This is a genomic window from Pseudomonas sp. GW822-FHT04H02, from assembly GCF_058800645.1.
Map to the genome: position 1 here is coordinate 40,664 of NZ_JBXAMM010000007.1, position 21,200 is coordinate 61,863.

The window sequence follows — 21,200 nt, forward strand, 5'->3', positions numbered from 1 at the left end:
GACGAAGGCTGAACACCCACTTTAGGCGGTGCAAGAACGCCTCCAAAAGACCCATATCTCTTCCGTACAGAAAACACGTGGTAGCGCACGCTCAAGGACCTTGGCTGAAATTGCAGAGGCTGCGGCCGGGCTTAATGTTGACGCATCTGGCCCCACTCCTTTTTCACTTCCTTGAAACGATTTCTTTGACGTAGTTCTGACACGCCGCCAGGGCAATCAATCCTTGGTCGCCGTCTCCGGCAATGGCGACAATTCGTTGAGCAGCCGCTGGGTCAAGTTCGGCTCGCGCTCTTCCATGAACCACGCCGCAGGTGCCGGCGGTGGCTGACACCCCACCGCTACCACCCGAGGCGGCGGTGTTGAGTAGGACTGACAGCCGCAGGTCAGCAGTAGCCAACTGATCACGCAGGCGAGCCTGGTTCGTTTGAGCATCGTGCAATTCCTTGTAGTGGGTTTCGTCATTCGCCTGCAGGCGATCCTCCAGCGCCCGGCGGGCATCCTGCTGGGTTTCCTGCCAGTTGATCACCGCCGTGGCGGCCTGCTCGCGATCAGTGCTGTACGCCTCGGCCTGATCAGCGAGATCCTTGCCGTAGGCGTTGGCCTGCCACGTCCAGGCCAGCCAACCACCCAGGGCAAACCCCAGCACCAGGGCCAGGACCGGCAGCAGCCAGCCCGGGGCCTTCAAGGCAGCACCCTCAATGCACGCTCATACAGCGCCTCGCGATCCGCCAGGCCGTTGGTTCCTCCGTTGATGCGCTTGGTGATGGTGAGGAAGTCGCCTTTATCGGCCAGGGTGTTCAGCCCTGCCCGCTGCCAGAACCAACCCGCCGACAGCGCAGCATAGACCGGGGTTTCCAGCAGTTCGGGGGTGTTGAGTAGTCGAGCATCGCTGAACAGCGCTTCGCTACAGGCTTCATAGTTCGCCCGGCCCGTGACCTGAATCAGCCCCCGGCCCCGGTACTTCTGGCCGTCACCGTCCGCTTCGGGGGTGTTACCCAGGCGCTTGGCCAGGGTGCCGGTGTCGTACTTGCTCAGGTACTGATCGCTGCCAAGCTCGCGAACCCAGCGCAACTGGCCGGACTCATGGCCGATCTGCGCGATGAACGCCGCCATGCGCAGGCGGGTGACGATGCCGTACTTGCTCATGGCGGCGTTGAGAGCAGGAACAAAAACGCCGACTTTAGCGCCGGCGTTGGGGAGGATCTGCAGCAGCTGCTGCGCGGTGATGGTCATGCCTGATTTCTCCAGTGATGATGGGGTTTAAAGCTGCACAACCTTGAGCGGCTTGGTTTCTTTCTTTTTCTTGCCTTTGGCTTTCGCCTTACCCTTCTTGCCGCCGTTGCATTCGACCGTGGTGCTCCACCCGGACTGGGTAAACACCTGCTCGACCGAGTCCACCAGGTACTCGCCATCGAGGCCGACCTTGAAGCCCTGGGCATTGATCATGCGTTCAGCGAATAGGTCGGTTCGGCCCGGCATCTCCAGGCGCACACCGGCGGTGCTGCGGTTGAACGCCGCCAGACGCGCCTTGGCAGCCTGCTCGGCAGCGGACTTGTTCGGGTAGATGTGGCGGTCGGTGTGCACCGGCGGCAGGCCGTCCGGTGAGTCCTCGTTGCCCAGGTCGACGACCCGCAGCTTTCCGCTCTTCTTGTCCTGGTGCTTGGTCTGCACCGCCTTGTGGGTGCTTTTGTCCCCCAGACGGAACTGATAGCGGCTCACGTCGCGGCGGGTGATGGTGACGGTGCCAAGGGCCTTGCCGCTGGCGCTCTGCCCGGCCTGCCGGGGCAGCACCAGAAGTTTGCCATCGGCCACCTTGGCCGTGCAGTCGTACTGCTTGGCTAGGCGTGTGATGAAGTTGAAGTCGGATTCATTGAGCTGATCGACCCGAGGCACCTTGGTGGTTACCGGGCACACCGGTTGCCAGCCATTGCGGGTCGCCACATCGCGCACGATCTGCTGCAGCGGGACGTTTTCCCAGCTCCCGCTGCGGGTGGTCTTGCCACTGCCGCGCATGTCGCTGGCCTTGCCCCGGATCTCGATAGAATCAGGCGGGCCCGTGACCACGACCTCGTCCACCATGTAGCGCCCAAGGCGGGTCAGTGACTGGCCGGCGTACCCCATGAACACCTCGATGCTCGCGCCCCGGCTGGGCAACGCCACCGCGCCGTCGCGGTCGTCGATGCGCAGCTCAAACTCGTCCGACTCCATGCCGGGCTTGTCCGAGGTGCGCAGGGTCAACAGTCGGTCATTGATCAGCGCGGTGATGTTCTTGCCGTCCGCAACGATTCGGAATACAGGCGTCATGCAATAAGCCTCCCCCTGGGTGACACAGCGACGGGGACTTCATAGAATCCCGAGCCGTTGCCCCTACAGGAGTTGAGAAAGTGAAAAGGATTTTCGGATTGACGCTGTGCCTGTTGGCCGCCTCGATGGCACAGGCCGAACAGAAACTGCGAGTTATAGACCTGGGTGACGATGCGCCGGTGAGCGCCGAAGCCGCAGAGCGCGGCAGGCAAGCCATTGCAGCTCAGGAAGCAGCCAAGAAGATCAAGCCCGAGGAAGCCCGCGAGTTCCTCAAGCGCCTTAACAAGACGGTAGAACACGGCCAAACCCTGGCGCTGTCCGGAGCTATGGACGGCAAACAAGCTCGCGATCAAGCCATTGCGCTGAAAAAGTTAATGGACGAAAGCGACCGCTTCGGATCGCTGTTTGCCCCCTTCGCTAAATGCCGTTCCGCCGCAATCGACGCGGCTTCATCCTGGCAGGGCATGATTTTCAAAGATGCTCGTCAGTACTCCGAAGACAACACGTCCTACCAGGCCAACGCCAAGGAATGCGCCAAGGCCGCCGGCTAATCCCACAACTGCAGCGCGGCCTCCGTCACCGCCGGCAGCTCCGGCAGCTCCGGCAACACGATCAGCACCCCAGCCCGGAACGGCTGGGGCTCATCGGCCAGCCCCTGGTTTGCATCCAGCACCGCTTCGACACTGCCATTGAGGTGCCCGTAATACTGGTGACACAGGGTGTCGAGCAGATCCCCGTCAGACGTTCTGCATGTCGTCGCCATAGCTCACAAACTCCATTGAAAAGCCCTGCTTACGCGGGATGCCCCCGGCCAGCAGATGGCTCTGCTCCTCCTCAAGACTGGTCAGGCACCAGGTGCCCAGCACTTCGCCATAGCCCGTGGTCAGACTCAGCGGCTGCAGGCGGCGCCCGATGCTGCGCAGTTTTTGCAACTGACCCAGTCCACCCTTGAACCCCGGAAACACCGCGCCCTTGAGTGTGATCTTGTCGTCGCCCTGTCCGACCGCCTGCTGCGCGATGCTGCGGGTCAGGCGTTCCTGGCCGGCCCAGCGGAAACCGGTCTGACGGCGCAGTTCTTCAAAGGCTGCGGTGTCGAGGTTGAAGTAAAAGGCTTCACCGGCAACCCGGAACGGCTGAATGATCAGCAAGTGCGGGAACGGCTTCACCGCCGCGGCGGCCGGAGTACCCAGGCCACCGAATGAACCGGTCGGAAGGATGCTGCCCAGGGACGGGCTGACCTGCCCACCGATCCGGTTGATCGCCGCGCTGGCCTTGGCGGTCTGCTCCTGCAACGTACCGAGCCGCTGCTGGATCTGCCCCGCCGCCGACACGGCCTGGCTGTACTTGGCCGCCACCTCACCGACCACGGACTGCGCGGCGGTGATGCCGCGCAAGGTCCGCTGCAGCTTGGCGCCCATCTCAGGCCCCACAAACGGGATGCTCTCCAGCTCAGAGGCGGCGCCGGTAATCTCGCTAATGGCTCCGTTCAGCGGGGTCAGCATGCCATCCGCACTGCTGCGGCCCGCCTCCCCCGCCTCGACCAGGGACTGGAACCCTGACTGCAGTTGTTCCATGTACGCCATGGCACCTCCTTAAACGTGTGGTTCGTCCGACAGCTGACGAGCCGCAGCCTGGCGGCTGTACTCGTCGAACATCCGGCGCATGTAAGGCTCAACCTCCCGGGCCACCTGAGCTGGGTCCTTAACGTCCCCCTGCACCGTGACCTGCAGGTTCGGCGAGAAAGCAAATTGCTGGTCGACCTTGGGCACCTGCTTCGCAGGCTCTGGCGCCTTGAGCATTGCCGGCACAGCTGCCGACGGAGTGCCGGTCCCCATGGAGCGCACCACCTGCCCCATCATCGGGGGTGTCTGTCCGGTCTTGAACGATTTCGCAATGTCACCCAGGACCGGCGGGATGTCCTTGCCAGCGTTGACCATCATCAGCGGCCCCGCTGCGGGCATTCGCTTGAGCGAATCGTCGGAACCAAACATCGCTTTGCCGGCATATGAGCCCAGAGCATCCCCGCCAAAGTAACCAGCCGTTCCCCCGATGGCGGCACCGATTGCCCCACCGATGGCCGTACCAAGCCCAGGCACGATGGAGCCGAGTGCGGCACCAGCGGCCAACCCCATTTTTGCCCCCACCAACGAGCCTGCTAAGCCTCCCGCCGCACCGCCATATCCTTCGGCCTTTTCATCACGGGTCTTGGCATTCTGGTAGGTATCAGCAACCTTGAGGCCGGCGCTCAACACCGACAGCAATCCCACCCCCTTAATCGCTGGCGCTAGTCCCTTGAATAGGGAACCTGCCCCTTTCAGGGTCGCCGACCCTAGGCTCGCAGCACCCTTGGCAACACGTCCCATACCGCCACGACTGAAGACATTCCTGAGGGCCTGACCGACACGACCAAACCTTCCCGCCCGTCCTGCACTCCCCCCCTTGCCACCCTTGCCGCCTTTCTTGTCCCTACCACCGTCGAGGTCGTAGTCGCCTCCCCCCAACCCACCGGCGTTGGTGACAAACACCCGCTGAATCACATTCGGGTTACCCATCAACGAACCCCGGGCCACATTGAGCAAGCCCTTTCCGATCTTGAAGGCGGACACCACGCTCTTCAGCGCGACCAGCCCAGCGCCCAGGGCGGTGATCCCAATCACCAGGGGCGGGGCTTTCTCCGCCAGACCGGTCAGCGACTTCGCCACGGTGGTGATGTGCTTGGCCACCGCATCCGTTGCCGGCCGCAGAGCATCCCCCACGGCCCGCATGCCATCGTTCATCGCGTGAGCTGTTTCGGCCCACAGTTGGGAAGAGGTTTCCCGGCGCTCGGCCAGGTTCTTGTCGAGAATGCCACTGGCGCTCAGCGAGTCTTTCTTGAGCTGCTCGTACAGCTCCCGGTTCTGCGAGTACGCCGTCAACGCCGCCTTGACCTGCATATCGGCGAACAGATCGCCAGTGCGCAACGACTGCTCCAAGGCGTTGAGCATGGCCTTGGCTTTGACTGGGTCCGCTTCCTTGCTGATCTTCGCCTGGGCCTCGGCCATCTTCGCGGCCTTGGCCGGATCCGTGGCCTTGATGTACTTCATGGCCAGCTCGAAGCTCGACTCCAGGGTCGACATGCCTTTCTGGACGCCAGTGCTCAGCGAGGCCTGGTAATCAATACCGGCATCCTTGTACGCCTTGACCACTTCACTGGAACCGATTTTCTCCATCCAGTTCTTCAGGTTGTTGGCCGCCTCATCGGAGCCGCCGGCGGTCTTCATCTGGACCTGCAGCATCGAGCCCAGCTGACTCACCGCATCCATGCCGGTGATTTCCATCTTGCCCATGCCTGCCAGTAGCTGCGGGAACCAGCGTGCCATGTCGGCGGCCTCAAAGCTGCCCGCCTGGCCCTGCATGGCGATGGCTTCCAGGGCCTTCTCCATAACCTTCGGGTCGCTGATCTTGGCGTTCTGCTCCAGCGCCTGGATCATCTTGGCGGTGTCCTCACCACCCGAGCCCTGCCCCACCGCAAACTTGGCCGCCACTGGCGCATAGGACAACGCCTTGTCCAGCTCCATGCCGGCGCCGACCAATTGGTTCACCAGATCGGCCACCTCATTGCGCCCCATCCCGGTGTCTTGCGATGTCTGGATGATCGCGCGGGTCATCTGGGCTTCTTCTGGCTTGTTCGCCACGTTGGCCTTGATCGCAATGTCGCGGATGATCGCCTGATAGTCCGCGCTTATCTTGGTCGGAATGGCCACCGCACCGACCCCGGCCACGGCCTGGCCGATTCCGGACTTGAGGCCCTCCTTGCCTTGCTGGATCTGCTGATGCCCCCTGAGCTGCAGATCTGCACCCCTGGCCACGCGGCCCAGTGCCTGATACTCCTGGCGCAGTTTGCTGACCTGGATGCCTTGCTTCTGCAGGCTACTCAGGTTGCCCTCCAACTTGCGCAGCAACCCAGCCGCCGAGGCCGCGCCGGTGTCGTGGGCCTTCTTCCACTCGTCCCGCAAACGCATGGTTTCGCCGATGGTGTTCTTCAGCACCTTGGCCTTGCTGCCTTGTTCCTCCAGCTTCTTGATCCGGCCCTCAACCGTCTTGAAGGCGGCCCCCACCGTCGAACTGACGGCGCCGCCGATCACCAGCCCTAACGCCAGTTTGCTTGCCATCCGATCCCCCTACGCCCGAGTTGAAGGGCTCAGTCCGTGAGCCACCAGACCATGTCGGAAAACCTCATGGTCATGATTTCCTCGGCGGAGAAATGCAGCTCGCTCGCGAGCCGCTTCGCCGCCATCTTCATCACCGCCGGGTCAAAGTTCGTCGTCTTGCACCAGGCGAAAATAGCCGGCCTGCAGGCGCTGATAATCCTTGAGGGTCATGCCCTCCAGGTCCTTGGCGCCGACCTCGGCCAGGCTGGAGAACAGCATGAGTTCGCGCTGTTCGTCGTCACTGCCAGCGGCAGTGTTAGCGGCGCGCACATCGCGCACGGTGGGTGCGCGCAGGGTGACCTTGTCACAGACCACGCCATTCATCTCCACCGCCTTGGTGAGGGTCACGACCACGCTCTCGGCGCTCAGGGTCATCCAGACCGGTGTCTTTTTCGATGCTTGAGTCATTGCTGTTTTCCTTACAGGCCAAGGGCCGAACGTTGAGCGGCGAGCTGGTCGACGCCGTTGATCACGCGCTTCATGCCCAGCGCATCGATCTCGTAGATGAGGCGGCCGTCGACTTCGAGCTTGTAGTAAGTCAACGCCACGTTGTGCTTGATTTCGGCCTTGTCGCCGGCCTTCCAGTCGCCCATATCGACCTCTTTGAGCATGCCGCGCAGGGTGACAATCACCGGGGTGACCTTGCCCTTGAGGCCCTTGAAAGCGCCCCGGAACACCCCGTTGAAGGCGGTGCCGTCGGCCAGGCCGAAGAGCTTCAACGACTCGCGGCGCACACCGGTGGTGGTAAAGCCGGCTTCTTGTTTTTCCATGCCCATGTCCAGCTCCACCGGCAGGTCCATACCGCCGGCCCGGTGCTCCTCGGTCTTGAGCGTGAGCTTGGGCAGGGTCAGGCTCGGGACATCACCCTGGAAGCTGATGCCATCGACGAACAGGTTCATGTTCGCCAGGGTTTCGGGAATCATTGCCATTGCTGCGGCTCCTTAAGCGGCGGAATCGAGGACTTCGGTCAACCACTGGTTGGTGACCTCGACGCGGAAGTTCGGGTTTTCGGCGGGCGGCACGTCTGTAAAGCGGATGTTCCAGTACACCTTGCCCTGCTCCAGCTGGCTGGCGGTGTTGAGTTCGGTGTCCGCGTAGACCTCGAAATTGATAATCGCGCCCTGGTTCTTCAGGTCGCGCATGAACGCCTGCAGACCCTCGGTCACGTCCTTGACATAGGTGGCGGTGATCGAGCGGTCGACCGCCCACTTGTGCCCGTAGAGGATCGCGTCCATGACGATGTCCATGGTCCGCACCCGGGTGACAAACGCCCACTTCGGATCGCTCGACAGCGTGCGGTTGCCCCACAGACGGAAGCCCGCATCACGAATGATCGTGGTGATGTTGGCGTTGTTCAGCAGGTTGGCCCGGCAAGTCTCGTCCCCGTCGAGGAACTCAATAGGCCGGGTAGTACCCGTGAGGCCGACAAACTCCTTGTTCGACGGCGAAGCCCAGAAGCCGTACTCGTTGTCGGTCCAGGCGAACAAGCCCGCTGCCCAGGCCGAGGCCGGCGCATCGACGGTCGCGCTCTCGCCGGTGTCCCAGTACTGAATGCCCGGGTCGACCAGATAGGCCCGCTTGGCGCCGAAGTTCTTGGCGTACTCCATGGCCGCCTCGTCGGTGGTGTTGGGGCCGTCGAGGATCGCCAGGCCCCGCAGCTTGTCGGCCAGGGCCACCAGGGCTGTGCCGACCGGCAGATTGGCGCTGTGCTTGGGGGTCACCAGCAAACGCGGCTGGGCATTGAAACGGCTCTTGCCGTCCAGCAGTGCCTGCAGCCCGGTACGCTTACCGCTGGCCAGCACCCCGCCGATGATCGCCGAGGTCTGCTGTGCGGCGTCCTGAACCTTGGCCACACCGCATGCAACGATCACCGCCTTGGCGCGCTGGTAGATGGCCTTGCACGCCTTGGTGATGGCCGCATCGGGGCCCCAGGCCGCGATGGCTTCGCGCTCGTTGGTGATCAGCAACAAGTCGTTGGCCTTGGCGCTGAAGTCGGGGCCTTCGGTGAAGGTGTCCACAAGGCCGATGATCGAGGACGACGGCAGCGAGATAGTGCGCGTGCCGGTGTCGACGTTGGTGACGGTAACGCCGTGAAAAAAGCTCATAGAGTCTCCAGAAATGACAAGGCCCCGCATGTGCGAGGCCGTGGGTGGAACTGGCGCCGAAGCGCAGAATGAAAACGCCCCGACAAGACCAGGCGTTAAAGGGTTATGCCCATGCTTTAATGACAAGCCGCCACTTCGACGGCGTAATGACTTTTGTCGTTTTCGAACTCCAATCGAGGACGAAGAACACTCCAACCTGGGTTCCGAACCTGTAGTTGAGATTCACAGCATCGGGAACTACAGACACCCCGAGCTGATAAGCGTTGTCCGGCGCTACGCTCGCGATGTTCAGCAAAGCCCCGACCCAGTATCCATGCTCTGGCTCTACACATTCGAGATAACAGGACCACAACTCGGGCAGGCGACCCAGGCCATGGGGTACATAGCCTTCCCCCCCTACGCTAATCACAAGCTGGTTAGACTTAAACGGACGGGTGAACACCTGGCCGCCTTCTAGCGTAGCGACCTTGTTAGCCAATGGTGCAAGCTTCAGCGGCGTAACGATGGTCTGATCATCAGCAAGCTCTGCAACCTGCCCCTTGGTTGCCACCTTTGCAATCCCCTTCATCGCCTCGGTCGCCTGCCCAGGCGGTGCAGGAATCAAGCGGTTCACTTCGTCTTTCGTGTATGCGTCAGCAATGCCATACCCGCCCAGCGTCCCTGCCTTGTCTGCCTTTTTGGCAATGGCATTGGTCATGGTGGCAGCAAAGTTGGGGTCATTCCCCAGCGCATCGGCCAGTTCTTTCAGCGTATCGAGCGCCGCCGGTGACGAGGACACCAAGCCAGCGATGGCCTGCTGAATGGCTGATGTGGTTTCAGGCTTGGTAAAGGCATCAGTGATGCCATTCCCCGCCAGAGTCGTCGGATTCGTTCCGCTGACAACGATGCCCCGCTTATCAATGGTGACCTGCCGGTAAGTCCCCGGGGTCTTGTTCGCCGGCAGGACTGCCCCGAAAAAATCATCAACATATTGCCGGGTCGCAAGCACCACCGCCGGATCGATCTTGAGCACGATCTGCGCGGTGTTCGACACAATAAAGTTCATGCGGATGATTTGGGTTTTGCCGGTGCCCTGGGCCAGCAGGGGCTTGAAGCTTGGAGCGCAGTTGGCCACTGCCACCAGGTCACCGTCGGCATCGTACAGGCCGACTTCACGGATCCAACGCCCGCCAACATCAGCAGGGATCACCTGCTCGGTAATGATCAGGTTGGGGTTCGTCGTGTCAGTGCGCACCTGATTGACCGGCGCCCGGCGCCATTCGTTGATCAGCTTGGTCTGGGTCCGGCTCGGGATAGGGTCGGTGCCGTTGGCATCTCCCACCGCCATATCCTTGAAGGTCCAGGGCACACCGAGCGCAGTAGCGTTGGCCTGTTTTGCCTCGCCCGCCGCCGTGAGGATGGCGAAGAACTGACTATTGGAATCGATCATGGGTACACGTCCAGAGTGTCTATTTCATCAATGCACACGACCTGGCCGAAACGGCCGGTCACTTCGATATCGCGAGAGATTGGGGGGTAAACGTCGATCACTTCGCCTTGATCCACATAGCCGCCGAAGTTGATCAGCCCGGAGATCTCTAGGCTGATGGCCAGGTCGACCATGTGCCGGCTGACAGGTTTGGCGTCATCGATGAGCCGGGCCAGCTCCTCATACATTTCCTCGGTGATGCCGGTGTCCAGCACACCGACCTTAAGCGCAAAGGTCGCGGGCTCGCCCTGGGGGACCGTCTGCCACCACTCGACCACCTCGATCAGGTAGCCCAGCGGCTCCACCGCCCGACGCAGCGCACCGATGGTGCCCTTGCGGGCATGGATGAAGTGGGCCGCACGTATCGCGTTGCGCTTGACCGTCTCGGACCAGCGCGGGTCCCAGCGATCCACCGACCAGGCCCAGGCCAATTGCGGCAACAGATGCACCGGACAGGTCGCGGGGTTGTACAAGGTGCGCAGCACAATCGAGGTGTCGCCGGCGTTCGCAGCCTCAAGGGCCCTTTCCAACGGCGTACTGTTGATCGGCAATAGGCTGGTCATGTCAGCCTCCCAGCGTGACGCTGTAGCCCATGCAGTACGCCGCCTGGGCCCTGGTCGGGGCGATGTCCTGCCACCCCGTCAACTCGACCCGAGCCACGCCAGGCACATGCAGTTGCGCATCAATGGCCGAACGGGCCACCTCGATGCCCAGGCGCCGGCGCGGGTTGACCCAGGCGGCCAGCTTGCGCTCAGCCTCGGCCAGGGCGGCGTCACTCTCTGGCCCCGGGCCCTTCATGTGCAGCACCGCGTCAATGCGATACGGCAGCACCTGGGCACTCTGCACGGTGACCCGATCCCCCAGCGGCCGCACGTCCTCATCGTTGAGGGCGGCCGCGACTGTCGCCAGCAGCTCGGGAGCGGCCGCGCCGTCGCCTTCCAGGCTCAACACTGTGACCGTCACGCAGGCCGGCGACGGGCTTTCGGCCTCGGCATCAGCCACCAGGGCCGAGGCATTGCGCGCATGCAGGATGTAGCTGTTACGCGGGCCAGCCGTGGTCAGGCCCTCATATGCCAACTGGACACGCTCGCGCAGAGCGTCGTCGGCTTCCTTGACCTCCTCCACCGGCGGCACCGCCTGCGAGTCACCGGCCTGGATCACCAGGCGCTGCAAGTTGACGTTGGCCGCCAGGTGATCCAAGTCCGAGCCTTTGGCGTGGGCCAGCAGCAGCGCCTTGGCCGCGTCGTTGACCCGGGCCCGCAGCTGCATATCCCCGTAGGCTGACAGCTCCAGCTGCTTGGTGACCGGGTCGCTCTCCAGGTTGGCCGTCCAGTTCTCGCCCATGTGCCGGCGAAAGGCCGCCAGCTTGCTTTGATATAACTCCTCAAAGTCCAAGGCTTCCAGCACCTGCGGCGCCGGCAGTACCGACAAGTCCAGCATGCTCATGCCGTTACCTCCAAAACCGCGTTATTGCCCAGGTACTGACCGACCAGCTCGAAGCTGATCTGGCCGCCCACCACCGCTACCACCCGCACCCGCTCCAGCTTCAAGCGTGGCTCCCAGCGCAACAGCGCCCGAGCCACCTCGGCCTGCACCGCGCTTTTCCACCCGCCGGTCACCGGCAAGTCGACGTAGCGGCGCAGGTTGCTGCCGTACTCCGGCCGCATCCGACGGCTGCCCAGCGGCGTGGTCAGGATGTCCTCGATGGACTGCCGCACATGCTCGATGCCCGACAGCGGCTGGCCGGTGCGGCGATCCATTCCGATCATCGCGCTACTCCTGCTGCAGATCCGGGTGCTTGCTCAGGTACTCCCGCGCGGCGCTGTCTCCAGCGTCAGCGGATACCCGCCCCTGGACCACGGCCAACTGGCGGCCGTCCGGCAGGATCAGCACCCGGGAGGTGTAGAGGGTGTCGCGGAACACCGAAGGGCCGGAGCTGGCCGACTCATCGGTGAGTTTTTTGGGTGTGGACATGCTGTTCTCCAGGTACAAAAAAACCGCGCTCGGCGGTTGGGTTGGTTAGCAATGGCGGGAAGCATCACTGGGGCGGCGCGGTTGAACCCGGCCCCGGCATCACACCCAAGTGGGTATGGGTCGATCCAACATTCACCCCGTTGTGCTTCAAGCTCGCGCCGTTGATTTGCACGTCGCCATTCAAGGTGATCTGCCCGGTCAGCGTGATGGTGTCGGCCTTACCTGTAATGCTGCTATCCGTCACCACCGCCGAGCTGCCGCCGACCTGAATGGTCACCGTGCCGCCGGGCAGGTTGATGCTGTAGCTTTTGGCCTGCCAGTCGTAAACCAACGAGCCGCCATCGTCGAAGCGCCAGACCTCGACGTGGTCGCGGTTGTCGGGCTGCGGACCGGCGTTGCCATACAAGCCGGGCACAAACGTGCCTTGTGCCGGTTCACCACTGGGACTGATCAAGGCGCCCTGCTCACCCAGGCTCGGCGCCCGCCAGTGCCGGGCCTTGCCTGCGGCCTGGCTGTGCCAGCGGACCCAGGCGCTAGTCCAGCCGGCACCATCGGAAACCCGCACCAGCCCACCAGCGAGATCCACGCCGACCACACTGCAAGGGATGATCAGGCCCGCGATCATGCGGTCGTGAGCAGCTGAAACGTAGCCGCTCATGGCTGAACCTCGACACGAACACCCGGGGCATCCCCTCCCAGGTTGAGTTCAAGGACACCCGCCGGCTGATCCGGCCACGGCCATTCCTCTTTGCCGAGGTATATCCCCTGGGTCCATTCCACGACCCAGACCGCGTACCCATCCAGCTCTGGCCGGGTCCAGTCCTGGGCGGACCGCACAAACTCTGCAGCGGCCACCTCGACACCCCAGGTTTGCATGCGCAACAGCACCGCAATCTGCGAAGCAACAAAGGCCGCTTGCTGCTGACACTGGGGTAGTTCAGACCCCACGATTACTCGCGCCTCAAAGCGAGCATCCAGCGCCGTTTCGCCAGTCATCTGATCGCTACCTGGCTCCAGCTCCACCAACTCAATCACCACCGCCGGGATCGCCACACGATCCAACAGATCGGGCATGACCGCGACATAGGCCAAGCCGGGGATGGCATCACGAATGTGTCGCTCTATCGCGCTGTACAACTGGTCCAGGCTGAAAGGTTCATCAGGCACGTTTGCCACCTCGCAGATACTTCTGCAGCTCAAAGTTCAGTTCCTGTTCGAGGATCTCCAGCAGCCTTTCATCAGCCCGCCTGACCCACTCATCAAAGATCGGCCGCACGTCATCCAGCGACACCTTTGCCTTGGCAAGGGGGAAGCGGTTGTCGTTCTCGTTGATGAAGCCTGAGCGCCGCTTTCCCTCCCTTGTTTCGGGGTAGTCGCTCGGGTCGAAGTGCTTGCTGCCAGTCCGAATCCAGATGTCCGCCTGGCTGCCATAGACCTTCTTGAAGAAGGCCCCTTGATAGCGCCGCCCCGCGACCGACACACCCGACCGATTCTGGCGGGCTCGACCGATCCGGCTCGACTCAATCGGGTTGATGCCGAACCAGAGCTTGCCCTGGCCATTGCTGTTGATGGGGTAAGCCCGCAAACGCTGGCGAACCGCCCCGACCGCAATGCGCTCCTTGCTGCTGACAGCCCTGGCGATGTAGGTCCGCAACCAACGCAAGGTCTTGTTGATCGCCCGGCGCTGGGCCGCTGCCGCTGCCTTGGGCACCACGGCCGCAAAGTCCTTGAACGCTTGCAGATCGACGGCCGAGGGCTGCAGCGTGATCATGCCTTCGCTGGCTGATTGCCGAGCGTAGCTGCCGATGCTCATGGATTGATCCTCAGAATGAGACTGACCAGGCCATCGCCTCCTGGCTCAATCAGAATCAAGGTGTACAGGCCACCTCCATCGTGCGCGGGCAGATCGATGCGCACCTGCTGACGTACCTCTACCCCCTCGGCATCCGATACACGGATCACCAGATGTGGCTCGCGCAGGCCCGTATTCATCTTGCCGAGCTTGGGTTGCAGCCAAGGCGCCGAGAACATCCCCAGCACCTCGCGCCCCTCGATGTAGGCCGTGTCCCCCAGCGCCTCGAATACCGCATCGTCAACATCGGCGACCAACTCGCGAATGCCCACGGCTACATCTCCAGCAGGATCTGCGCCAATGGTCGCGTGCACAGATGCAATGGGTTCGACTGCGCTTCGCCGGCCATGCCCTTGCCGAACGGCATCGGCTCGATCTTGCTGTAGTACGGCAGGCCCTCGGTGTTGACCGTCTCCATGTAGTCGGCCGGGGCAAACACCGAGATGTACAGATCCGGCACGCCCTCGGGAATCAGCAGCGCCTTGTCGTCATGAACAAAGGAAACCCCAGCAACCTTGCCGCGATAGCGCTCCCAGACGATGCCACCGAACTCGAAGCTCTCGCGGGCATCCCCCCGCAGTGCTGCAGCCTGCTGGGTGTTGAGGAAGGTTTGCTCGACCTTCTCGTGGACGATCAGCCTGTTCCAGAAGTTCTTGCCACAAAACGCCCGTGCTCCGGTGCTGGTGATACTGCCCAAGGCATCCTCTTGCAGGTCCAGGGCCTCGCCGCATTTGACGCGGATTTCAGTGGCAGGGTCGTTGAGCCCCATTGGCATCTTTTTGCGAGTCACCCCAAAGGTCTTGTAGATGTCCAACAGCACCGTCTTGCCGTCGGCATCGAGGATCTGGCCGTTCAAGGCACCCATGCGCTGGAATTCGTGGGTGGCGTCCAACTGTCGACGGCACTTGGCCAGGCGCTTGTTAACCACGTCTTGCACCGACTGCAGCTCACTGCGGGTACCGAAAGCGCGGATGCCCTGAATTTCGTCGGCCTTGATGGCAAAGCGTTCCGGCAGGTGCACGGTGTTAAACGGGATCAGGTTACGCTTGCTACCTCCGACCACCAGGCCCGAGGTGCCACGCTCGCCCGCAGGGACCAGGGCGAGGGTGTCGCCGTCCTTCTCGATCTGCACCGTCAGGGTGGTAATGCCCTGCTCCTGGAACAGGCCCAGGCTGCCGATACGACCCGGGAGATACTCCTGATCGTTGATCGCCGCCGTCAGCGAAGAAACAGAAAACGCGTCGTCGTTGAAAATCTCAATATCAGCCATGAAGCAATCTCCAGAAAACAAAAAACCCGCAAAGGCGGGCTCGGTAAACGAGGGTGAATCGTCTTAGCGGACGATCACGAAATGAGTCGCCAGGGCCTTCTCGGCGGCTGGGTCCAGGCCGGTCAGGTGCGCTTCGCTGACCTCGGCCAAACGCACCACAGCACGGCCGCGACGAACCACATCCGACTCACCCAAGGGGCCATAGAGAATGGCCTGGGCGTTTTCGCTACCGTCCTCGGCGGTCGGTTTGTAGGGGGCAAACTCACCGGTAGCCACTACCAGGCCGAGGATCTGCCCCGGCTCCAGAGCTGGGCCCGCCGCCACGTTGATGGATTCGCGGGAAATGGTGCCGGCCCCTTCGGACAGCAGGAATTCACCCGCATGCATCGGTTCACGTTGAATGGTCATGGTCTAGCTCCTTTTGCGGATGGGTTTCGTGCGGCCTGGCGAGCGGCCCAGATGGAGGGCTGGTCAATCTGTTTGGCCTGCACTTTGGGTGGTGGATCTGCTTCAAGCGGCAGGCTGTTGTCGATCTCGAAACCCTTGCCGCTGCCCACCAGCTTGTCGAACAGCCGCGCCCGCACAGCGGCGGCATCCAGACCGGCCGCCACATACTCGGCACTGAACTCAGGCAAACGGGCCGCCACGCACAGATCGTTGATGGCTTTGGCCCGGGTCAAACCCGCCTGGACAACGGCCTCGCTTTCCAGCTGGGTGGACTTCAACAGCGGCTCGATCAGGTTACTGATACCGGCAGCCGTGCAGCGCTGGGTGACCAGCAGCGCAAGTTGCGCGGCATCCACCACCGGAGCCGGCTCTGGCGGATCGGCTGGCACCTGCGGATCTGGCTGCGGCGCTTCATCCAATTGGGCCAGCAGCTCAGCCGGCGCATTGTGAAAGCGTTGCAGCGCGGCGCCCTGCCCCAGGCAAGCTTTGACCGTGACACCGTCGCCCACCTCGTCCGCCAGGCCCAAGGCGACGGCTTCATTCGCCGTCAGCCACGTCTCGGCATCAACGAGGCGCCGCAGCTCCTCCTCATCGATGTCCGGCGCCTTGGCCTTGTAGGCGGCAATGATGGCTTCCATGGTCTGGTCGAGCACCTGGGCCACCTTGCGAAAGTCCTCGGCATCGCCCGAGGCGTAGGTCCAGGGGTTGTGAATCATCAGCATGGCATTGGCCGCGATCACCACCCGGTGAGCGCCGCACACAGCAACGCTGGCGGCACTGGCGGCCAGGGCATCGATACGGCCGGTGCAGCGCTCCCCCAACCGCGACAGCGCGTTGTGAATGGCCAGGCCGTCGAACAGGTCACCGCCGATGCTGTTAAACGCGGCGATCACCGGAGACGCCCCGTCGTCCAGGGCCCGCAGATCCTGCACAAACTGATTGGCCGTCACGCCCCAGGTACCGATCTCGCCATACACGAAGACTTCAATGCTGCGCTGTTCGGCTTCGCCGCTGGCCCGCAGGGTGTACCAGGATTGGTCCTTGACCGGCACCAGCTTGCCGGCCTTGTCGTAAACGCGCACCTGCGCTTTCTTGCTCATGGTTGCTCCTTGTCGTCGACAGGATCGACGACTTCGTGAGTTCTGTAGTTGAGTTTTAGGCGCTCGGCCCTTTCCTGATCCGCCGCGTTCTCGGCGTCGACCGTTTCCGCGTCGTAACCCGTACGCAGCACCATCTCGCTACGCGAGGCAAAGCCGGCCTGCACTTCCATGCGTCGGGCTTGAACGTCCTGCACTGGCTGGATGTAGGCCCAGCCTTGGGGCACCCAACGGGTACGCAGGTAATCACGGCGCCGTTGCGCGTAGTCCTCCAGTTGCAACGCGCCCGAGAGCACAGCCATATCCATCCAGGCCGCCCGGACGGGGCGGCACAGCTGGTGCACGTAAACGCCGAACTGCAATTGCTCCAGGCGGCGCCGAAACTCGTTGAGCACCACCCTCAGCGCCCGGTCGTTGATCTCGCGCATGTCGCCCGTGAGGATCTCGTAGGGCGTGCCGGTACCCGCTGCGGCAGCCATCAGTTGCTGCCGCATGAAGTCGGGGTAGTTGTTGCCCGCGTCCGGCGGCTTGGAAAACTCGACCTCCTCACCAGGCCCCAGCTCCTGCATCGTCCCCGGCTCCAGCGCCACCATCGGCGTGAAGCCATCCCGATCCGCCATTAGCGGCTGGCCGGTGACTGGATCTCGCGGCGCCGGCCCCGTCTCGGGCGTCGGCCGCGAGATGAAACCGGCGAACAGGTTCGCCACCTCCTGCCGGAACAACACCGCATCGTCGTAGTTGTCGAGGCTGCGCAGGCGCTTGAGCACCGGCGACAAACGCGGAACACCGCGCAGCTGGCCCGGCTCTATCGGTTCGAAGATGTGCAGCACCTGGGACGCTGGCACCCGTACCAGCTGGTTGTAACCGCCGTTCAACGACGAGGAGTCCCCCGGGTGCGAGCGATACATCCAGTACGCCACCCGCTTGCCCATGGCGTTGAACTCGATCCCCGCTCGAATGACATTACCGTCGCGGGTGCTTTCAAACTTGTCATGGGGCACGAACTCCGGCGCCAGCAGTTGCAATTGCAGCGGCACCGCCAAGCCTTCATTCAGACTGCGAGGACGCAGGCGTACAAAGCACTCGCCCGACGTCTCGACCGTTCGAGCCGCCAGGGCCTGCAGGCCATAGAAGTCGGTCAACTCATCGGCGTCCGACTCATCCACCCAGTCCTCCCACAAATTCTGCAGCAGCTCGCGCAGGTCGTGGTCAGCCGTCCGTGGCCTGGGATTGATCCCGGTGCCGATCAGGTTGCTGACCCGCTTGTCGATCACGTTGAACGCATACGGGTCGTTGCGCACCGCCGCCCGGGAGCGCGAGCGCAGGTTGCGCAAGGCCGGGGTGTTGATGGTGTTGATGCCGTTGTCGGGGGCATCCCAACCTGAGGAACGGCGCCCCTCTCCGGCGCCCTCGTAACTGGCCTTGATATTGGACGGCAGCAAGAAACCGTTACGGGTCAGCGTCGGAAAGTGGCGAGCCATTACAGTCCCTTGCCTCCATGGAAAAGCCGGATCACGCGGGCGCGTGGTCCGGCGGCTGCACTCAAGCTGCCCCGGATCTCCTCGCGGGCCCTGAGCAGTTCATCCACCGTGCGGTACTCCACGGTACGGTCGCCATAGCGCACAGTTTTCTCACCGCGAGCGATAGCGCCCTCGATAGCGTCGAGGTGTTTCTGGGTAAAGGACATATCAGCGTCTCTTCAGATAGCCGCTAGTAGACATACGGCGTTGAGGGGGTGGAGCTGCTGGCTGGGGCCTGACCGCCGGGGCGGTCGGCTGAAGTACCGGTTCAACGACTGGAGCCGGTTCTGGCTCATCAGAAACAGACTCCACCTGCGCAGGTGCAGCAGTTGCCACTTCATCGAATAGCCCGGACTGGGCCATGGCCTGCCGCACACGGTCCCAGTCGGATTCGAGGTAGCGATTGATGCCCAGGTAATGCGCCATCGCCAGGCAATACACCATCAGGTCGAGTGCCTCGTTCCGGTCGGCCTTGCCCTTGACCCACTCAATGCGCTTGTGGCCTTTGACGTAACGCGCCACTTTGCTCTCGGCCACACACTGGTCGAAGAACTCATCGGGCAAGTCATTGGCAAAGTGCAAGGCACCCGGCCCGCTCTCGAAGGGATAGCGGTTGTAGATCCAGTCCTTGGCCGTGTCGGTACCGACAAACCACAGCTCGGCGCCGTTGCGTTCGGTCTGGCCCTTCCAGGTCACGTCCACCATCGACGGCCGCTGAGCGATCACTGGCCGGCCTGGTTTGCTCGCGCCCTTGATGGCGAAGACGTTGCGCCAACGACGTAGCCGACAGAACTGATAAACCTCATCTGTGTGATGCCCGCCCGAGTCGACGCCAGCAGCAAGGATCGCCAGACCAACGCCGCAAGGGTGCCGGTAACGCGCCTTGAGTTTTTCATCCAGCACCGCCCAGGTCTGTTCGTTCGCCGGATCGCCCCAGATCACCTGGTGGTCGATCACCCAGCGCTCCATGCCGACACCGAAGCCCATCACCATCAGCTCCAGGCGGTTGGCCTGGACGTCGACAGCTGCGGTCAGCATCAGCACACCGGCTGGCATCGACCCGAGGCAGTAGTTCTCAAGGCGTGCCCGGTCCCGCAGCACATGGGCCTTGGTCTGCTCTTGAGCGCTATCCCACACCTTGGCAAGCCGGGTGTTGTAGAACACCTGCATCGGCTCCAGATCGCCCTTGGCCTGGGCTTTCTTGGCCTTCTCGAACTGCCGCGCCAGCGTGCGCCAGTCCATCCAGCCAGGTGGCGAGTACAAGGCATTGAGGTGGAAACCTACCGTTTCGCCATCGCCCTGGGCATGCGAACGCCACTCGCCCTGGGCCAGCATCCAACCCTTGTGATGCTCCTCGATCAGCACGTCACACTCAGGCCCGGCACACTGATAATGCGCCATGGTGAAGTCCGCCGAGTACAGCAAGCGCTCCCACTCCAGCACCTGTCGGTGCCCGCAATGCGGACAGGGCACGTAGTAGTAACGCTGGTCGCTGGACTCGAACAGATCGCTGATCCGCGAGGCCCCCTTGATCGTGGGCGAGCTGGAGAAATAGAACTTAGCGTTGCGGCCGAAGGTACTGCCCCGGGTTTCCGCCAGCTCGATAGGGTCGCCCTCCTCGCCGACGTCCACTTCCCAACGGTCCACCTCATCGCCGTACACATAGCGCGCCGACAGCTCCGCCAAGTTGGCGGCAGACCCCGCCGTCGTCACGTACAGCGACCCGCCTTCAAACTCCTTGGTGTCCATGGTGTTGCGCGAATCCCGCGAGCGACTGGACGCCACTCGCTCGCGCAGCACCGGCGTGGCCTTGATCGTCTTGCCGATCCGTGAAGACACCCGCTTGGCCAGGCCCAGGCTGGGCAGCAACGTCAGGATGTTAGAAGGCGCCATGTGGATCAGGCCGCCGATCCAGTTCAAGGCGATCTGGGTTTTCATCAACTGAGAGGCCACCATGGTGACCACGCGCTTGCAGGGGTGAGCCGGTGAGAGGCAACGCATGGGCTCCCGGGCATAAGGGGTGCGAGAGGTCCGGTACTGGCCCGGTTCTGCGGCGCCGGTGTCGCGGGGGATGCGCATGTACTCATCCGCCCATTCATCAATCCACACATCCGGGTCAGGCTGCAGACCACGAAAGTAAGCCTCGCGGTAAACCTCCGCGCCGTCAGGTCTGGCCAGGTTCATTGACTACCTCCCAGTTGGTTTCAAGGGTGTGGCCAAAGTCCTCCGCAGACATGCGGCTGGCCTCTTCCAGCCGTGTGCGCAAGGCTGCCGTGAGGTGCCTTTCGATCTCCCAGGCGTCGGTCATCGCGGCAAGCTCAGGCGCGAGCTGCGGCGGCATACCCAGCAGCGTGTCGCGCAGCATGCGGCCGGCGTTGTAGGCGCCGGACTGCACCGCTGTGACCTCCACGGTCGAGCCCTGGACCTTGTTAAATTCCGCCTCGGCCAGCTGTGCCAGATAGTACTCGCGGTGAGCGCGAGCCTTTTGAAAGTCTGGCTGCTTGCCCGGCGCGGTAGCCAATGGCTGCGGCGCAGCCGTGGAAGTCGGCTCGGCAAGTGGGGTGAGTTGGCTGTGAACATCGCGCTGGACACGATCCTGTTGATGGCGAGCCGAGACAGCAGCCTTGCTCGGGTCTGCGGTTTCAGCAATGAGGGCTTGAGTGGCCAGGACATCGACCTTCTTGCCATCCGGCGAAAGCACCAACCGGTTGTTGTCTTTGAGCCAGGTGATGTAGCTGGGCGACCTGCCGATACGAGCCGCGAAGGCGCTCTTTGACAGGTAGGTTGGTTCTGTCATGAGCCCTCCTTTTTCAACGGCTTTTCAATCGAACCTTTCAATTTCAATGGATTGAATTTCAGTAAGCTGGCAGCCCTGCCGCTAACGAAGTCCCGCGGGTTCCCGACCCCGTGTCCTCGGGAGCATCCCAGGGTCCCCGGCGTTTTTTTCGCGCACCAAGTCGGTGCAAAAGCCTG

26 protein-coding genes are annotated in these 21,200 nt (G+C 62.8%); 1 reads left to right on the forward strand and 25 read right to left on the reverse strand.

Features of this window, described 5'->3' with window-relative positions; genetic code table 11:
• Positions 1-163: 163 nt before the first annotated feature.
• The 3 genes from AC1RMG_RS26780 to AC1RMG_RS26790 are packed head-to-tail and all read right to left on the reverse strand — an operon-like array spanning position 164 to position 2,304.
• Entirely contained in the window at positions 164-685 is a 522-nt protein-coding gene (locus AC1RMG_RS26780; protein WP_493170630.1) for a lysis system i-spanin subunit Rz, read from the reverse strand.
• Positions 682-1,233, reverse strand: a complete 552-nt coding sequence (locus AC1RMG_RS26785; RefSeq protein ID WP_493170631.1) for a glycoside hydrolase family 19 protein — start codon at positions 1,231-1,233, stop codon at positions 682-684. The genes AC1RMG_RS26780 and AC1RMG_RS26785 overlap by 4 nt, the downstream gene beginning before the upstream one ends.
• Positions 1,234-1,260: 27 nt before the next feature.
• Positions 1,261-2,304: a phage late control D family protein gene (locus AC1RMG_RS26790; protein ID WP_493170633.1), complete on the reverse strand. Its 1,044-nt coding sequence runs from the start codon at positions 2,302-2,304 to the stop codon at positions 1,261-1,263.
• Between the two features lie 80 nt (positions 2,305-2,384).
• On the opposite strand from AC1RMG_RS26790, the gene AC1RMG_RS26795 reads away from it, so the two are divergent.
• Positions 2,385-2,855 carry a hypothetical protein gene (locus AC1RMG_RS26795; RefSeq protein WP_493170635.1) on the forward strand — a complete coding sequence of 157 codons (471 nt, stop codon included), beginning with the start codon at positions 2,385-2,387 and terminating at the stop codon, positions 2,853-2,855.
• Here the strand turns inward: AC1RMG_RS26795 and AC1RMG_RS26800 are convergent.
• The 22 genes from AC1RMG_RS26800 to AC1RMG_RS26905 all read right to left on the reverse strand — a co-directional run bounded on the left by AC1RMG_RS26800 (position 2,852) and on the right by AC1RMG_RS26905 (position 21,024).
• Positions 2,852-3,067 carry a tail protein X gene (locus AC1RMG_RS26800; protein ID WP_493170637.1) on the reverse strand — a complete coding sequence of 72 codons (216 nt, stop codon included), beginning with the start codon at positions 3,065-3,067 and terminating at the stop codon, positions 2,852-2,854. The genes AC1RMG_RS26795 and AC1RMG_RS26800 overlap by 4 nt on opposite strands.
• On the reverse strand, positions 3,042-3,887 hold the full coding sequence (locus tag AC1RMG_RS26805) for a phage tail protein (protein ID WP_493170639.1): 846 nt from the start codon (positions 3,885-3,887) through the stop codon (positions 3,042-3,044). The genes AC1RMG_RS26800 and AC1RMG_RS26805 overlap by 26 nt, the downstream gene beginning before the upstream one ends.
• A gap of 9 nt (positions 3,888-3,896) precedes the next feature.
• Positions 3,897-6,455: a phage tail tape measure protein gene (locus tag AC1RMG_RS26810; protein WP_493170641.1), complete on the reverse strand. Its 2,559-nt coding sequence runs from the start codon at positions 6,453-6,455 to the stop codon at positions 3,897-3,899.
• A 141-nt stretch (positions 6,456-6,596) separates the two neighbouring features.
• The gene (locus AC1RMG_RS26815; protein ID WP_493170642.1) at positions 6,597-6,902 is read right to left on the reverse strand and encodes a phage tail assembly protein; all 306 of its coding nucleotides are present in this window, start codon (positions 6,900-6,902) and stop codon (positions 6,597-6,599) included.
• A gap of 11 nt (positions 6,903-6,913) precedes the next feature.
• Positions 6,914-7,423 carry a phage major tail tube protein gene (locus tag AC1RMG_RS26820; protein WP_493170644.1) on the reverse strand — a complete coding sequence of 170 codons (510 nt, stop codon included), beginning with the start codon at positions 7,421-7,423 and terminating at the stop codon, positions 6,914-6,916.
• Between the two features lie 12 nt (positions 7,424-7,435).
• The gene (locus AC1RMG_RS26825; protein ID WP_493170646.1) at positions 7,436-8,599 is read right to left on the reverse strand and encodes a phage tail sheath subtilisin-like domain-containing protein; all 1,164 of its coding nucleotides are present in this window, start codon (positions 8,597-8,599) and stop codon (positions 7,436-7,438) included.
• Positions 8,600-8,702: 103 nt separating this feature from the next.
• Positions 8,703-10,028 (reverse strand): phage tail protein, encoded by a 1,326-nt coding sequence (locus AC1RMG_RS26830; protein WP_493170648.1) that lies wholly within the window; start codon positions 10,026-10,028, stop codon positions 8,703-8,705.
• Positions 10,025-10,630 carry a phage tail protein I gene (locus AC1RMG_RS26835; RefSeq protein WP_493170650.1) on the reverse strand — a complete coding sequence of 202 codons (606 nt, stop codon included), beginning with the start codon at positions 10,628-10,630 and terminating at the stop codon, positions 10,025-10,027. Before AC1RMG_RS26835 ends, AC1RMG_RS26830 begins: the two co-directional genes overlap by 4 nt.
• 1 nt (position 10,631) lies before the next feature.
• Complete coding sequence (locus AC1RMG_RS26840) at positions 10,632-11,513, reverse strand: baseplate assembly protein (RefSeq protein ID WP_493170652.1); 882 nt, start codon at positions 11,511-11,513, stop codon at positions 10,632-10,634.
• On the reverse strand, positions 11,510-11,836 hold the full coding sequence (locus AC1RMG_RS26845) for a GPW/gp25 family protein (RefSeq protein WP_072444073.1): 327 nt from the start codon (positions 11,834-11,836) through the stop codon (positions 11,510-11,512). The genes AC1RMG_RS26840 and AC1RMG_RS26845 overlap by 4 nt, the downstream gene beginning before the upstream one ends.
• 4 nt (positions 11,837-11,840) lie before the next feature.
• The gene (locus AC1RMG_RS26850) at positions 11,841-12,041 is read right to left on the reverse strand and encodes a hypothetical protein (protein ID WP_493170654.1); all 201 of its coding nucleotides are present in this window, start codon (positions 12,039-12,041) and stop codon (positions 11,841-11,843) included.
• Positions 12,042-12,105: 64 nt separating this feature from the next.
• Positions 12,106-12,699: a phage baseplate assembly protein V gene (locus AC1RMG_RS26855; protein ID WP_493170660.1), complete on the reverse strand. Its 594-nt coding sequence runs from the start codon at positions 12,697-12,699 to the stop codon at positions 12,106-12,108.
• Positions 12,696-13,208: a hypothetical protein gene (locus tag AC1RMG_RS26860; RefSeq protein WP_493170662.1), complete on the reverse strand. Its 513-nt coding sequence runs from the start codon at positions 13,206-13,208 to the stop codon at positions 12,696-12,698. The genes AC1RMG_RS26855 and AC1RMG_RS26860 overlap by 4 nt, the downstream gene beginning before the upstream one ends.
• Entirely contained in the window at positions 13,201-13,854 is a 654-nt protein-coding gene (locus tag AC1RMG_RS26865) for a hypothetical protein (protein WP_493170663.1), read from the reverse strand. The genes AC1RMG_RS26860 and AC1RMG_RS26865 overlap by 8 nt, the downstream gene beginning before the upstream one ends.
• Complete coding sequence (locus AC1RMG_RS26870) at positions 13,851-14,165, reverse strand: head-tail joining protein (protein WP_306404401.1); 315 nt, start codon at positions 14,163-14,165, stop codon at positions 13,851-13,853. The genes AC1RMG_RS26865 and AC1RMG_RS26870 overlap by 4 nt, the downstream gene beginning before the upstream one ends.
• Positions 14,166-14,167: 2 nt before the next feature.
• Entirely contained in the window at positions 14,168-15,163 is a 996-nt protein-coding gene (locus AC1RMG_RS26875; RefSeq protein WP_493170665.1) for a major capsid protein, read from the reverse strand.
• Between the two features lie 63 nt (positions 15,164-15,226).
• Positions 15,227-15,571, reverse strand: a complete 345-nt coding sequence (locus AC1RMG_RS26880) for a head decoration protein (protein WP_493170667.1) — start codon at positions 15,569-15,571, stop codon at positions 15,227-15,229.
• Positions 15,568-16,710, reverse strand: a complete 1,143-nt coding sequence (locus tag AC1RMG_RS26885) for a head maturation protease, ClpP-related (RefSeq protein WP_047287301.1) — start codon at positions 16,708-16,710, stop codon at positions 15,568-15,570. Before AC1RMG_RS26885 ends, AC1RMG_RS26880 begins: the two co-directional genes overlap by 4 nt.
• Positions 16,707-18,188: a phage portal protein gene (locus tag AC1RMG_RS26890; RefSeq protein ID WP_493170669.1), complete on the reverse strand. Its 1,482-nt coding sequence runs from the start codon at positions 18,186-18,188 to the stop codon at positions 16,707-16,709. Before AC1RMG_RS26890 ends, AC1RMG_RS26885 begins: the two co-directional genes overlap by 4 nt.
• On the reverse strand, positions 18,188-18,394 hold the full coding sequence (locus AC1RMG_RS26895; RefSeq protein ID WP_047287306.1) for a phage head-tail joining protein: 207 nt from the start codon (positions 18,392-18,394) through the stop codon (positions 18,188-18,190). Before AC1RMG_RS26895 ends, AC1RMG_RS26890 begins: the two co-directional genes overlap by 1 nt.
• Position 18,395: 1 nt before the next feature.
• Complete coding sequence (locus AC1RMG_RS26900; protein ID WP_410036634.1) at positions 18,396-20,411, reverse strand: phage terminase large subunit family protein; 2,016 nt, start codon at positions 20,409-20,411, stop codon at positions 18,396-18,398.
• Positions 20,392-21,024: a terminase small subunit gene (locus AC1RMG_RS26905; RefSeq protein ID WP_161467328.1), complete on the reverse strand. Its 633-nt coding sequence runs from the start codon at positions 21,022-21,024 to the stop codon at positions 20,392-20,394. Before AC1RMG_RS26905 ends, AC1RMG_RS26900 begins: the two co-directional genes overlap by 20 nt.
• Positions 21,025-21,200 lie beyond the last annotated feature (176 nt).